The organism is Corallococcus exiguus (assembly GCF_009909105.1).
Taxonomy (GTDB): Bacteria; Myxococcota; Myxococcia; order Myxococcales; family Myxococcaceae; genus Corallococcus; species Corallococcus exiguus.
Genome location: NZ_JAAAPK010000025.1, coordinates 1 through 13652, shown reverse-complemented (window position 1 = coordinate 13652; position 13652 = coordinate 1). Strand labels below are relative to the sequence as shown.

The 13652-nt window shown below is 66.4% G+C and carries 11 protein-coding genes and 2 pseudogenes; 4 read left to right on the top strand and 9 right to left on the bottom strand.

What is annotated here, in order from left to right:
• Positions 1-723: 723 nt before the first annotated feature.
• The 5 genes and pseudogenes from GTZ93_RS41980 to GTZ93_RS41955 form a co-directional block, all read right to left on the bottom strand.
• On the bottom strand, positions 724-1812 hold the full coding sequence (locus tag GTZ93_RS41980) for an acyl-CoA dehydrogenase family protein (protein ID WP_161663380.1): 1089 nt from the start codon (positions 1810-1812) through the stop codon (positions 724-726).
• A gap of 655 nt (positions 1813-2467) precedes the next feature.
• Positions 2468-2782, bottom strand: a pseudogene (locus tag GTZ93_RS41970) (transposase); the annotation flags it as partial.
• A gap of 141 nt (positions 2783-2923) precedes the next feature.
• Complete coding sequence (locus GTZ93_RS41965) at positions 2924-3334, bottom strand: hypothetical protein (RefSeq protein ID WP_139923424.1); 411 nt, start codon at positions 3332-3334, stop codon at positions 2924-2926.
• A 119-nt stretch (positions 3335-3453) separates the two neighbouring features.
• Positions 3454-3669: a hypothetical protein gene (locus GTZ93_RS41960; RefSeq protein ID WP_139923425.1), complete on the bottom strand. Its 216-nt coding sequence runs from the start codon at positions 3667-3669 to the stop codon at positions 3454-3456.
• A gap of 85 nt (positions 3670-3754) precedes the next feature.
• Positions 3755-4420: pseudogene (locus GTZ93_RS41955) on the bottom strand (DNA polymerase I); the annotation flags it as partial.
• An 89-nt stretch (positions 4421-4509) separates the two neighbouring features.
• Between GTZ93_RS41955 and GTZ93_RS41950 the strand changes: the two are divergent.
• The gene (locus GTZ93_RS41950) at positions 4510-4914 is read left to right on the top strand and encodes a hypothetical protein (RefSeq protein ID WP_139923427.1); all 405 of its coding nucleotides are present in this window, start codon (positions 4510-4512) and stop codon (positions 4912-4914) included.
• Between the two features lie 13 nt (positions 4915-4927).
• Here GTZ93_RS41950 and GTZ93_RS41945 read toward each other — a convergent pair whose 3' ends face one another.
• Positions 4928-5677, bottom strand: a complete 750-nt coding sequence (locus tag GTZ93_RS41945) for an SDR family NAD(P)-dependent oxidoreductase (RefSeq protein WP_139923428.1) — start codon at positions 5675-5677, stop codon at positions 4928-4930.
• Between the two features lie 124 nt (positions 5678-5801).
• Between GTZ93_RS41945 and GTZ93_RS41940 the strand changes: the two genes are divergently transcribed.
• Complete coding sequence (locus tag GTZ93_RS41940) at positions 5802-6743, top strand: AraC family transcriptional regulator (protein WP_161663379.1); 942 nt, start codon at positions 5802-5804, stop codon at positions 6741-6743.
• 10 nt (positions 6744-6753) lie between these two features.
• Here GTZ93_RS41940 and GTZ93_RS41935 read toward each other — a convergent pair whose 3' ends face one another.
• Positions 6754-7929, bottom strand: coding sequence for a hypothetical protein (locus tag GTZ93_RS41935; RefSeq protein WP_257979525.1), 1176 nt, complete (start codon positions 7927-7929; stop codon positions 6754-6756).
• A gap of 78 nt (positions 7930-8007) precedes the next feature.
• Positions 8008-8091, bottom strand: coding sequence for a hypothetical protein (locus tag GTZ93_RS41930; protein ID WP_390625038.1), 84 nt, complete (start codon positions 8089-8091; stop codon positions 8008-8010).
• A gap of 523 nt (positions 8092-8614) precedes the next feature.
• Between GTZ93_RS41930 and GTZ93_RS41920 the strand changes: the two genes are divergently transcribed.
• Positions 8615-9409, top strand: coding sequence for an ARPP-2 domain-containing protein (locus GTZ93_RS41920; RefSeq protein ID WP_261779057.1), 795 nt, complete (start codon positions 8615-8617; stop codon positions 9407-9409).
• Between the two features lie 58 nt (positions 9410-9467).
• On the opposite strand, the gene GTZ93_RS41915 is transcribed toward GTZ93_RS41920, so the two are convergent.
• Positions 9468-11792 carry a hypothetical protein gene (locus GTZ93_RS41915; protein ID WP_161663378.1) on the bottom strand — a complete coding sequence of 775 codons (2325 nt, stop codon included), beginning with the start codon at positions 11790-11792 and terminating at the stop codon, positions 9468-9470.
• Positions 11793-12633: 841 nt separating this feature from the next.
• On the opposite strand from GTZ93_RS41915, the gene GTZ93_RS41905 reads away from it, so the two are divergent.
• Positions 12634-13467, top strand: a complete 834-nt coding sequence (locus tag GTZ93_RS41905) for a hypothetical protein (protein ID WP_139924170.1) — start codon at positions 12634-12636, stop codon at positions 13465-13467.
• Positions 13468-13652: the final 185 nt, after the last annotated feature.

Genomic DNA, 13652 nt, shown 5'->3' with positions numbered 1-13652 from the left:
CGGCCCCGTCAGCGGCCCTCCTCGGCCCCTCTGCATCCTCCCTCCCCCTCAACAGGGCCCCCATCCCTCCTATTCGCCTTGAAGGCATAAGTAGATTGACGGTTGTTGATAACGCGCTGCTCATGGGCCCTGACCTGAAGATAATCGGCGTGGGCTATCAGGTCCCGATTCCGCCTGGACGTGTCCCTGATGTCTATGTTGCCAAGGGGCATCAAGGCCAACAGGGTGAACGCTATGCTATTGCACAGCATGGCGCCCGACATCGTGCGGCAACTTGGTGTGCCCACGAGAATATAGGCGGATTGGTCTTCATCGTATCCCAAGATGGTCCTCTGCGTTGCATGATCCGGCCTACTCCAGATGACAATGTTCTTCTCTGGAACCTGAAGTTCTCTGAGATCTAAGATGATTTGAAGCAAGGCAGAGCATTAGGCCGATAGGGACTGTGCTTCGGGTGGGGGCAGGTGCGGAGGGGCGGAGGCTTGCTGCGGATGGGCGCCGCTCGGGCTGTGCGCCGGGCTGGCGGAGAGGCCGCCCAGCCCGTTGAGGGACACGCCTACCCATGCCGAGGGCAGCAGGGCGTGGGCTCCTGGGGCACCGCACAGTGACGGTTCGCCCCTGCACTTAGGGGGCCCTGTGCTGGAGCGAGTTGAGCAGGCTGCGTGGGCCGTGCAAGGAACTCCAGGATGGCGCGCACCCCACTCTGGGAGGGCGTCTGGCAGCTCACGCCTGGGGTGGTGGCGGCTGAAGCCCCAGCAGGGTCTTGCCGAGGAAGTCGCGGATCACCGCTGGAGACCAGGCCATCAGCGGGCCGCTCATGGCATCGCGCAGGTAGCGCTCTATGGGGTGGCTCCGCATGTAGCCCGAGCCTCCAGCGAGTTCCATGGCCGCGGTGGTGATGGCCACGGCTGCCTCATTGGCCACGACTTTGGCCTGCATCTGCAGCACGGGGAAGTCCAGCTCGCGTTGATCCGTGGCGATGGCCGCGCGCATGGCCAGCGCCCGCGCCGCCTCCAGACGGAGGCTCATCTCCGCCACCGAGAACTGCACCCACTGCATCTCTGCGATCGCCCGATTCTCCGGAGGCAGCTTGCGCTCCCTGGCGTATGAGATGGCGAAGGCCAGCGCCGCCTCGGCGATGCCGATGGAGATCCACGGCAGACCCAGGGCGATAGGGTTGGGCTGGGCGGGATCCAGCCGCAGCCGCCGGGACTCCGGCAGCAGCGTGTCCTGGAAGTGCAAGAGCTGGCTGCGCGTGGCCCGCATACCCAGGGTGTCCCAGACATCCTCCACCCGGATGGAGTCGTCCTTGTCGATGAGGAAGAAGGCGGGCTGGCCATCACACACGGCATTGGTGAGCAGGTAGCTAGCCTTCTCGCTGCCCGACACGAAGCGCTTGGCCCCGGACAGGCGCCAGCCGCCTTCGGCGCGGCAGGCCTCCTGATGAGGCATGAGGAACATGTTGCCGCTGGTGGGCTCGGACAGGGCGTTGCCGAACCAAGCTCCCTGGCGGAACCTGTCGTTGAATGAGGTCACCAGCGCGGGCTCCGGCAGGGCCAAGAAGGCGAGCCCTGCGCCCTGGTGCATCAGCCAGAGCGTCCCGAAGGAGGCGCTGCCCCGGCTCAGGATGCTGACGATGCGCCCGAAGGTCAGCCAGGAAGCACCCTCCAGCAGCGCGGTATTCAGCGGGGATTGGGCAATGGTCTCGAAGCCCTCGTCAGGCAGGGAGGTCTCCCTGTCATGCCGCGCGGCCTGCTCGGCCAGCAGCCGCTGGATCCGCTCCGCTTCGGCTAGGCAGTCTGCATCGCTCATCGTTAGTTGGAGTCGTGGCATGGCGGCGTCAGACATTAGCCCAAGCCAATGGGTCAGAGCATCCGTCCAGGATGAGCCCACGGCGCTGGTAGTCCTGCATCTGCGCGCCGTCGTGGGCCACCACCGGGTACAGTTCGGGCGCGGTGCGCCGCAGGTCGTGCAGCCACCGCAGCTGGTGCTCCCTCAAGCAGGTGCGGAGGAGGCGAGCGCGGGGCTTGAGGCAGCGGCCAAGAAGGAGCGGATGAAGGAGAGGACACCGCGAGTGGACTGGGCGGAGTTGCTCAGGAGGACGTTTGACTTCGACGTGTTCGCCTGCGTGAGGTGTGGAGGCAGGCGGCGGGTCTTGGCGTACGTGAAGGGGGCCCCCGGGGTGCGGGCGATTCTGGAGCACCTGGGCTTGCCCACGGCATGTGCGAGGTTGGCCCCGGCACGAGGGCCACCCCAGGCCGTGGGGTGTTGAGGCTCAAGACAGCCAACAGGCCCAGGCTCCTGCCACGCACCTGATGGGAGCGCGGCCTGGGCAGGCGTGTGCCCCAAGGGGCTCAAGCGGCCTGTCCACCGGCCGGGAGCATCGCTCGGGCGGCCCCGTCAGCGGCCCTCCTCGGCCCCTCTGCATCCTCCCTCCCCCTCAACAGGGCCCCCATCCCTCCTATTCGCAGTACTGGCGTGCGACCCCCACTGAATGCATGCCCTTCTTCGGGAATCCCGTGTCGTCGATGAGGAGGGCTTCCAGGCCCGGGAGCTCCCGCTCCAACTTCTGCGTGAGCCGGCAGCGCACCTGGGCGTCATCCCAGGCCGCGCCGGACACGCACTGTTGCAGTCGTTGGCGCAGGGCTTCCGTCTGCGTGGGTGCAGGGGCCAGCCGTGCCGCCATGGGCTCGATGCTCTTGCGCTCTCCGTCCAGCAGGAGGCCCGTGACGTAGCCGCCCAGTGCGCGCCGCCGCTCCGTGCGCCCCAGCCCGACCGTCATCGTGTCCAGGTACTCGGAAAGCTCTCGGTCGAGCTTGTGCAATTGCGCGGGCGTCATGCCCCTTCAACACCGGGCCGCAGCGCCCGATTCATCTGACCAAGTAGTGTTATTGCCCCGCTCAATTCTCTGCCTCTGGATGAACTATGCCGCTTTGGCTCGTCCATCCGGGTCAACCTTATCCAAGAGCAGCGCAGAATGAGAAACTTCGAGCTCATGGGGCAGACCGAACATGTAGACCAGCCCGATGAACAGGTCCGCTGTACCGACGGCGGCGGCCGTAAGGCCGAGGTTCCCGAAAAGGCCTCCGGCGATCAACAACAGGCCCGCCGCGTATCGCAGCAGCGCTTCCCAATACACCAGGGGTGCGCAGCGGTGGAGGTCCTTCGATGCATAGATAAGGACCAGGCTGGTGTAAGCGAGAAAAGCACTAAACAGCCATCCCCAGATCGGAGCGGGGATGTTTAGCCCGATTGCCCGGTACATCGGTGGAAATAGCAAACTGGCGGCCAGCACCGCGTTGTAAATGCCAGTCCAGAACACGAACCGGCTCATGGGCTTAACCTAAATAGTGAACTTCCGCACTGGACCTGCACTGCGGGCCTTTCCTGAAAACCATCGTGTCTCATTTTATAGACCTTTGGAGGAAGACGGCAGGCGTATCAGGCAGTGCCTCAAGGGCGCATGGCGGCGCAAACGAGATGGACGTTCCGGAACTCCCAATCGTAATAGCTGTTCAAGGTGATGTCGGCGAACTCGTAAGGTTCGGCCCGAAGCTTGTACAATTTCGGACCGCGCATCATGGTGAATGACTCAAGCCAGACCTCCAGGGTGCCCTGGCAGCGCTGTTCAAGGAAGACAGCTTTCCAGTTGTCGTAGTGGATGACCATGATGTCGCCGTCGTCGCTGATGTAGAAGAAGACCTTGCGGGGACTCTCCGCTCCCCCTCAACAGGGCCCCCATCCCTCCTATTCGCTCCGTCACGTCCAGCTTCACGCCCTCGCGCTCCATGCGCGCGAGTACGGGCAACAGCGGCAGCTCCAGCGTGCGCGCCAGCTCCGAGAGCCCGCCCAGCTCCAGCTCCTTCCACAGCTCCGGCGCCATCCTGCGCGCCGCGTCCGCGCGCACCGCGTACGCCGCGGCCACCTCCTCCGGCCCGTGGTCCGCCAGCGGCCGCCCCTTCTTGCCCTCCACCGACGCGGGCAGCGCGGGAAGCTCCGAGCGAAGCCGTTCACGCGCCAGGTCCGCCAGCGCGTGCTCCCGGCGCGACGGGTTGAGCAGGTAGCTCAAGAGCTCCACGTCGTCCTGCGCGCCCTCCAGCGTCAGCCCTTCATGGGCCAGCACCAGCGTGAGCGCCTTGAGATCGTGTCCGCCCTTCTTCACCGCCGCGTCCGAAATCACGTCCTTCATCGCCGCGGTGAAGGCCGCCACCGGCACCTGCGTGGCGCCCAGCTGCTGGTGCCTCAGCGGCACGTAGCGCGTGGAGCCGTCCGGAAGCGCCACGCCCAGGCCCACGAGCGGCGCCGCGAAGGGCATGCCCTCGAAGGCGGGCACCAGCGTGAGGGCCCCGGCCGCCTTCGCCGCGTCCGCCAGCGCCTTCAGCTCCGCCTCGGTGGTGACCAGCGTGGTGGTGGTGGCGAGCTCCCCCTCAACAGGGCCCCCATCCCTCCTATTCGCAACAGCTCTTCCGGTATATTCCGTTTTGCGACTTTCTCCCGGAGAAGTCTGTGATGAAGCGTTTCCTGTTCGTGGCGATGGCGGTGCTGGGCCTGCAGACGGCGGCATGTGGTGGCCCGATGGAGGCGGAGGAAACGCTCCAGCCTCAAGAGGGTTCCGAAGTGACAGCCATGGCCGTCTGCACGGCGTCGTGTCCGGGCGGGACGTCGGTGTCCTGCTCGGGCAATCACTGCGAGGCCGTGGAGGGCCAGGCGGTGATGTGTGATGGCCAGTGGAAGAACTGTCCCACGCCGACGACCGTGACCTTCTACTGCGAGGCGAACAACACGCTCCTGAGCTGCACGGGCTTCAACGCCTACACGCTGCAGCCGCTGAGCTCCAAGGTGTGCGGCGGCGTGTCCTGCAATGGCCAGGACACCTACTGCCCGGCGTTCACCGACGCGCGCGAGTGCTTCTGACACTCGACAGCACCTAGACTTGAGTGCGTCCCCCATCGACGTACAGCTCGGTGCCGTTGACGTAGGCCGCGTCACTCGACGCCATGAACAAGAGGGCACGGGCGAGGTCTTCGGGCTCGCCTACACGGCCGACAGGAATCGCCTGCGCCATCGCGTCGAGCCGTTGTGCGGTCGCTTCGGAGCCGCCAAGCGCGGCCTCCATACCCTCGGTGTGGATCGCACCGGGCGTCACGACGTTCACCCGGATCCTGCGCGGCGCGAGCTCGGCGGCCCACGTGCGCGCAAGTGAGCGGATGGTCGCCTTGGACGCGGCGTAGAGTGTCTCGCCTGGGATTCCCTTGCCGGTGATGACGGAGCCCATGAGCAAGACCGAGCCGCCATCCGCCATCAACGGGAGCGCGCCCTGGACCGTGAAGATGACGCCCTTCACGTTCACGTCGAACACCTCCTGATACGTGCGCTCGTCAATCCCTCCGAGCGCGGCGCCTCGCGAGATGGCGGCGTTCGCGACGACGATGTCGAGCGCTTTGCGCTCCCGCTTTATGTGCTCGAACATTCGCCGGAGGTCCTCCGCCCGCGAGACGTCACCAGGCAGGGGCGTGGCGTTCGGGCCGATCCTCCGGACCGCCACCTCCACCTGCTCACGTCGACGCCCGTTGACGTAGACGTGCGCGCCCTCCTCGGCGAACAGCCTGGCGGTGGCGAAGCCGATGCCACCGTTACTGCCAGTGACGAGCGCTACCTTTCCCGTAAGTCTTCCCATGGGTCCACTGAGTAGCGGCCCGTCACGGGACGCTCCATGCTTTCGCGTCCAGCTCTCTTCATAATACGTCCAATACATGCCCGCCCGGCCGGGTGAGCCGACAGCGCACGAGACAAGACCCCGCATGGACGCCCTGAGCCAGGTGCTGAGCCACGTACGCCTCAAGAACACCGCGTGGTCGTGGTCCGTCGCGAGCGCTCCCTGGGGCTTTTGCTTGCCTCCCGCGAAGCACAGCCTGCGCTTCCACTACGTCGCCAGAGGAAGCTGTTGGCTGTCGAGCGGCGAGGACTCCGCAGCGGTCGCGCTGTCTGGCGGAGAGCTCGCGATCATCTCGCAAGGGCCCCACTCCGTCAGGGACCAGCCGAGCACGCCCGTCACGCCGTTCAGCCAGTTGACGGTGCGGAGCTCGGCCGGGCCCGTGCGCCGCCTCGAATTTGGTGGAGGCGGTGCGCAGTCAACGATGGTCTGCGGCATGTTCGCTGTCGATGAGCGCTTCGACGTGCCCCTCCTGGCAATGCTGCCGTCCGTCGTCCGAATCACGCCCGATGCCGCCGGGGCGGTGCCGTCGTTCCTTCAGAACGTGAAGTTCATCGCGCAGGAAATCGAATCGAACCGTCCCGGCTCCGAGTTGGTGCTGACGCGCATGGCGGACGTCATCTTCATCCAGATCCTTCGTGCGTACATCGAGTCGCTGCCCGAAGGCTCGACGGGGTTTCTCGGTGCGCTGAGAGACAAGTCCATTGCTGCGGCGCTCGGGCTGATGCATCAACGCCCGGAGGAGCCATGGACGGTGCAGAAGCTCGCGAAGGAGGTCGCGCTCTCACGCTCTGGATTCGCGGCTCGATTCGCGAAGCTCGTCGGAGAGCCGCCGCTCGAGTACCTGACCCGGCTGCGCATGCAGCGCGCGGCGGCACTGCTGCGTGAAGGCGCGACGCTCAGCTCGGCCGCGGAGATGACGGGCTACGCGTCGGAGGCGTCGTTCAGCCACGCGTTCCGGCAGTGGGCCGGTGTCACGCCAGGAGCGTATCGCCGCCAGACGCGTGATGGCGGTCCCCCAGGAGACTGAGCCGTCGCCGTCACGGAGCCGCCGCTTCGCTCAGCGCCTTCACGGGGTAGTGCCCCGGTGAGGCGCGGAAGCGGCGCTCCAGCGCGCCGGGCTCGAGCACGCCCTGTTCGAAGAGCCTCAGCAGGAAGGCCTCGTAGGTCCCTCGTCGCGAGGGACCCGCGCGCTTCAGCTCCTCGTAGAGGACGAAGGCCAGGACGTGCAGGCCGTCATCATGGTCGCGGAAGAACTCCGCCCCCGTGAGCGGCCGGCCGTCCCGGGTGCGCAGCAGGCCCTCCCGCTCGCTCACGTAGACGTCGATGGCCTCCGCGCAGTCCTCCTCCGTCAGACCGCGCGCCGTGGTGTAGCCGAACGCAGGGTCATGCTCGCGCACGAGCCGCTGGAAGTAGGGGTCCGCCTCCAACGCGGACAGCTTCGCGTCCAGCGCACCCTCGCGGGCGAACGGTGGATGCAACAGCTCATGCACCGCCGTCTTCACGGTGACATCCGCCGGATAGGTCGCGTCCGTGAGGAAGTTCCACCCCGTCACCCGGATGCCGTGCGGCTGCGCGAACTTCAGGACGTGCGCATTCAACGCTGACACCTGGAGGTCCCGTCCCAGCACCGCTTCATCCCAGCCCACCACGTCGTGCGGCGCCACCCGCTCCGCCAGCACCGCGATGGCCTGCTCCACCTGCGGCAAGTACTCCGCCCGCCAGATGCGCGGGAACTCCACTCGCTTCAGGAACGCCAGCAGGACGCCCAGGTCCTCCCGCACGTCCTCCATCTCCGCGAAGCCGTCCTCCCGCCCATACGACGTGGCCAGGAAGTCCTCACGCATCCGGCGCCACGCGGCGTCATCCGCCACTGTCCGCGTCAGGTCCTCCACCGTGGTGGGCCCCGTGACGGAGAAGACCAGCGTCAGGAACGGCCCCACCATCTTCCCGCCCTGCTTCGCCATCCGCTCGGTGAGGTGCGCGAGCGCCGCCCGCTCCCGTGCGTCCAGCAGCGCGGAGAAGCGCTGGAACTCAGCGGGATAGAAGCGCGTGTAGAACGCGTCGCCGCGCAGCAGGTTCAACAGGCAGAGCGCGTCGTAGGCCTCGGACGGACGCAGCACCCACTGCGTGCGCCCGGAGTCCACTCGGCGCACGGCCGGGACGGGCCGGGAACCCGCGCAGGCGGTCCACATCAGCGCCGCGAACAGGGCCACGGCGCGTCGGAAGAAAGGCGTTTCCAGGGTCATGCCCGGGAGATAGGCCCGCGCACCTGGCGCCGTCTTGGACGAAACCTACCGCGTGGAACCGGATGCACGTCCCGCCAGCCGCCGGTACTCCGCCGGGGTGACGTGCAGGCGGCGGAACTCGCGCGTCAGGTGGCTCTGGTCGCAGTAGCCCGCCTCCAGCGCGATGTTCCCTCAAGCAGGTGCGGAGGAGGCGAGCGCGGGGCTTGAGGCAGCGGCCAAGAAGGAGCGGATGAAGGAGAGGACCCCGCGAGTGGACTGGGCGGAGTTGCTCAGGAGGACGTTGACTTCGACGTGTTCGCCTGCGTGAGGTGTGGAGGCAGGCGGCGGGTCTTGGCGTACGTGAAGGGGGCCCCCGGGGTGCGGGCGATTCTGGAGCACCTGGGCTTGCCCACGGCATGTGCGAGGTTGGCCCCGGCACGAGGGCCACCCCAGGCCGCGTGGTGTTGAGGCTCAAGACAGCCAACAGGCCCAGGCTCCTGCCACGCACCTGATGGGAGCGCGGCCTGGGCAGGCGTGTGCCCCAAGGGGCTCAAGCGGCCTGTCCACCGGCCGGGAGCATCGCTCGGGCGGCCCCGTCAGCGGCCCTCCTCGGCCCCTCTGCATCCTCCCTCCCCCTCAACAGGGCCCCCATCCCTCCTATTCGCTGCTCCCCATGCACCTGACGATGGAGGGCTTCCTCGCGCTGTACTTCGGCGGGCCGCAGGTGGCGTGGAACGAGTACTCCCAGGAGGCCCTCTCCCAGGGGCTCAACCCCCGGAGCGAGTGGGCTTACTCGGGCTGGGCCAGCGCGGCCTTCGCGGAGGCGCTGCGCATCTTCGAGCTGCACGAGCGCCAGGTGGGCATGCTCATCTTCCAGGCGGACGCGCTGCTCTCCTGCGCCATCGTCTCGCACCCCGAGGACTATCGCGCCCTGCACCGGGCCCTGCTCAAGGACTTCTACGGGGATCTGCTCGTGCAGTACGGCTTCCTTGGAGACGTGCCCGTGCTGGGGCTGGGCGTGGAGGATGCACGGGTGAACTCGATGCAGGAGCTGCGGGCCGCCATCGAGCGCATGCGCGCGGACTGGGCGGACTTCATGGGCTTCATGGCCGAGGGCATCATCGGCGCCGAGGTGGTCACCTCCCCCGTCTACGAGGCCGGTCCCTTCCACCTCCAGCGCTTCATCACGGGCCTGTCGCCCTCGGAGGAGAATCACATGGGTGAGGCCATCCTGCGCGGCGACGGCACGGTCGAGTACCTCAAGACCTACCGGCTCTCGGCGGCGCAGACGCGCCGGGCCTACCTGCTCAAGCAGCTCGCGCAGGGGGGCTGGAGCCTGGAGCGCACCGCCGAGCAGCTCAAGACGACCCGGGACGAGCTCATCGTCCGACTGCGCAACGCGGGCTTCGGCTACCTGCTCAAGGAGCACGTCCTCAAGGCGGCCGAGGCCCGGCTCGCGCGGCGCTGAGCGCTACGCCCCGGGCATCTCCTCTGAGGGGCATGGGCTGGGGAAGCGCGGGCTCCGCTCAGAGCCCGAGTTTTCCCCCCTCGCCGTTGATGGCCACGTCGATCCGGTTGAAGGCGTCGAAGTCGATGTTCCGGTTGTGGGTGCCGCGCTCGAGCACCGCGAGGATGGCCTTCCCCGCGGAGTCGCGACCCAGCGCGCCGCGGACGGTGGCCCGGAAGGTGTCCAGGGACCGGGGATCTCCGATGTCGCCTTCCGCGTGGATGAGGATCCGAAGGGCCTGGCTGAGCTTCAGGGCCGCGTCCTCGTTCTTGGCGGACTTGAAGAGGTCGATGACGTCCTGGCCCTTGAGGCCATAGGCGATCGCCGCCTTGGCCAGCACGGCGGGCTCGAACGAATCCATCTTGATCCGGGGATCCGACACCAGCTCCTGGAGCTGCTTCGCGTCGAGGCCCAGTTCTCGCAGCCGCACGAGGTCATCCGGGCCTGTCTTCACCAGCTCCATCGCGTCCTTCTTGCCCAGTCCCGTGGCCTTGATGAGCAGGTCGCGCTGCTCCTCGGAAAGCTTCTTCTTGTCCTTGCCGCCGTCGATGACTTTCGAAACCACGCCGCCAATTCCATTGACCGCGAGGCCCAGGGACTTGAGCAGCAGGCCGGCGCCGGTGCCGACGCCCGGCGCGTACATGCAGAAGTCACCCGCGACCGCGAGCCCCGTTCCTCCCATCTCGAGCCACCGGCCCGGGTTCGACTTGTCGGCCATGGCTGCCTTGTAGTCGAGGCTCATCTGAAGCCCGTCCGCGACCAGCCCCAACGTGGGTGTCAGCTTCTGCGCCCACCCCGTCACGTTGTGGGTGATTCCGCCGCCGGCCGCGGGCGTCCAGCCTGCATGCGTGATGGTGGCAAGCACCCCGGAGGTCAGCTCCAGCCCGCCCTCGGCGAAGGCGGCCGAGTTGCGGATCCCGTCCGCGATCTTTCCATGGGCGAAGGAATCCCCCGCGCCGAAGCCGCTCTGGACCACCCCCATCACGGCGAGTGACTTCATGAACGGGTTCTTGTCACTCCATCCCGTGAGCAGCTTGTAGCGGTGGAAGTCCTGCAGGTCGGGGGCCCCGGTGCTCCGCATGTCGACGACGTCGTACAGGTCCTGGATGCCGGTCCCGAGCAGCGTCAGCGCCGCGGCCCCCTGGAGCGGAGTGAGCAGCGCGGAGGTCTGCTCGGAGAGCAGTGCCTGGGCCTCGGCGCCGTCCGGCGTCTGGGCGTTCCGGGCAATCAACTCCGCCTGCATCCGGGGCATCGCGGGTGCGAGGAATTCGTCGCGCACCTTCTCCTGGAAGCCCTTGCCCTTGCCCTCCTCCAGCGTCTTGAAGAAGGGGTTGCGCTCCGCGGGTTCATGGGCGACACGGCCCAGCCACTGGACCGCCTCTCCCGCGTGTCCAGGGGTCAGCGTCAGCGCCTTGTATCCGTCATAGAGCCGGGTGGCGGCCTTCTTGTTCCCACCTGCTCCGGCGGCCTCCAGCGCCCCGTGGTTGCGGTCCAGCACTCCGGCCAGATCGTCGGAGGCCGTGCGGACCGCGGCGTAGACGTCCGCGTGCTTCTCCCGGAACGCCTGCGTATAGGAGGTGACCTGCTCGTCCGTGAGGGCCTGTCCGAACTGGGCGAGGTCGGTCTGCAGGCGGGTATCCATCTCCGCCGCCTTCTTCTGCGCATCCTCCAGCTTGTCCTTGGATCGGTCGACCTGCTGGAGCCGCACCTCCGTCATTTCGGCGGCGGCCTTGGGCCTGGTGGTGTCCAGCACCTTCATTGTCGGGTCGATGAGCGCACCATGGCCGCTCTTCGCCAGGAACTCGAACAGCTCCGCGACCTTGCCCGCGTCCTTCGTGTCCGGCACCGCCTGCGCGAGTCGCGCGCCAAGCTGCTCCCGGCCCGCGGGGGTGGCCGCCTCGGCGACCGTGGTGAGCCGCGTGAGCATGTCGACGGCCTTGAGGTCAGCACCGAAGGACTTGAAGGGAGTGCCGTGCAGGGCCCGGTCCGTCAGCTCGGCGGTCACCTTCTTCAGCGTTTCATCCGAGGAACGGATCAGCGCGTCCACGTAGGCTGGATCATTCGGGTGCTTCTTCACCAACTCGGTCAAGGTCTTGGTCGCCTTGGCGGCGCCGTCGTCCCGATAGGCATTCGCGACCTTGCCGGCGTCCTGCTGGGCCTGCTCCGGAGAGGCCGCCGCCGCGGGCGGGGGTGGCAGTCCGGAAAGCGCGTTGAAGCGGGTCGCGGGCTGCTCGAAGCGGTCCACCGGCGCCGCGGGCCGGGCCGGAGGTGGGGGCGGAGGCGGGGCGCTCTCGGCGGATGCAACGGGTTGCGAGATGGGCCGGTCGAACTTGATGGAGAACATGGCGGGCCTTTATGGGGGAAGAGAGCTCTGTCCGGATTGTCGTCGCCAGCGACTTTGAGTTGAGTTGGGTGTGAACGAATTTCATGCGAGGAAATTTCGCGCGGTCGAGCGTCGCAATTGCTTGCAATTCGTGCCTGCAGCGGTCAGCCGCCGCTCCGTTTCCCCTTCGAGGCATTCACGACGCGCGGCAGAATGTCCACGACCTCCAGGTCTGGAACGCGCAATGGAATAGCTGGACAACTCCCATTTCTGGGACCCCACCATCGGACGGAGCGCCATCGGGTCCGGAGCCTGTAGCAGCGCGGGTGCGAAGACCCCAAGCTGCACGTTCACCCTCAATGCGGCCAGCTCCGTGACGGCGAACATCCAGGAGTCATTCATCCGAAGGCGCGGCGGTGGCCAGTTCGCGGTGGAGCGGACAGCCCTGGATGCGCGCGATGACGCGCTGAAATGGCGGTGGTGCGCTGAATCCTCAGATGAGGCGCACCCGAGGGTCCCCGGCGTCCTGGAGCAGGGAGAAGCCGGCGCGGTAGCGCTCCTGGATGTCGGGGACGGAGGTTCCACCGGCCGGGAGCATCGCTCGGGCGGCCCCGTCAGCGGCCCTCCTCGGCCCCTCTGCATCCTCCCTCCTCCTCAACAGGGCCCCCATCCCTCCTATTCGCCAAGTCAATCACTTGGTTCCTAAGGCAGCGGCCGGCGGCTGCCCCGTCGGAGAAGGTAACCTTGAGAAGAACGGCGACTTGTGTCCTGTGTGTCGGAATCTGGACAAGCGCTTTGGTGCTCTGCAGTCATTGGCGGCAAAAGCTTGAACCACCGGAACCGACTATTGTGAGGAGTGACAATGGACTGGAGTCGTTATGGCAATCCCGAAATGGTTAACTGGGAGGGGCGGGGGTATTTTGCATATCCTGAGGTAATGACCATGCCTCTCAAAGGGGAAGGTGAAAGGCTGCCTCAGGAGGGCGACTACTTTCAGTGGCTGGAAGCCTTGAGGCGGGCAAAGCTTGGCGATTTCAGTCAAATGCCGGAGCTCGTCGAGTTGGGCAGTGGCGACACGCACCCTGTAAACCGACGCCTATGCGCTGAGCTTCTTGGCGATGCCGGACCGGCTTCTACTGTCGACACTATCGCAGAACGACTCGCATCCGAAGAAGTGGGCCTTGAGCTGACGCTGGCCTGGGGGGCAGTGCTCACGCGGCGAGGAAAGTTGGCCGATGTACCAATTGTTCTCGCTGCATTCGAACGGGTCGCGACTATCAGCGATGCCGAGATCCTGCCGGTGCATATCTCGGGTTGCTTGGAGACGGAATACGAGCTCTCCGACCACCAGGACTATGATTCGCTCGATAGCTATCGCAACGCGGTGCTGAACAGATGCGCCGAGCTGGCAGATAGATTCGGTACAGACCAAGTATGTGTGGACGGCGGTGAGCAGTTGAGTGTCATCGGCTTAGCCCATCGGATATTGCGGCGCCTGCGTGAACCCTACTTTCCATTCGAGTTGCGACGGCGCTTCGAGTGTGCTGCCGGCATCGATTGTTCTTCGTTCTACCTTGATCGGACGTTTAGACCTATGCAGGCGTCAGCACTTCTGGAGGCTTTTCTCGAAGACTCTCATGCTACCTGGTTCAAAAGCGGCGTCCGTTATTTCTTCGGGCACCGCATTCCGGATTAGGAAACCGATTCGCTTCCAGGAACAGGAGCGCGAGCGCTCCACGATACCAGCAAGAAGTAACTGACCCCACTGGCTCTCCGCGGCGGCCGGAACCTGTCAACGCGGATGTGAAGTTGCCCCGGTTCCGCAGAGCGTTCCGCGCTTTCGCCCTCAAGCGGCAGCGCGGTGCTTCTTCTCGTAACCAG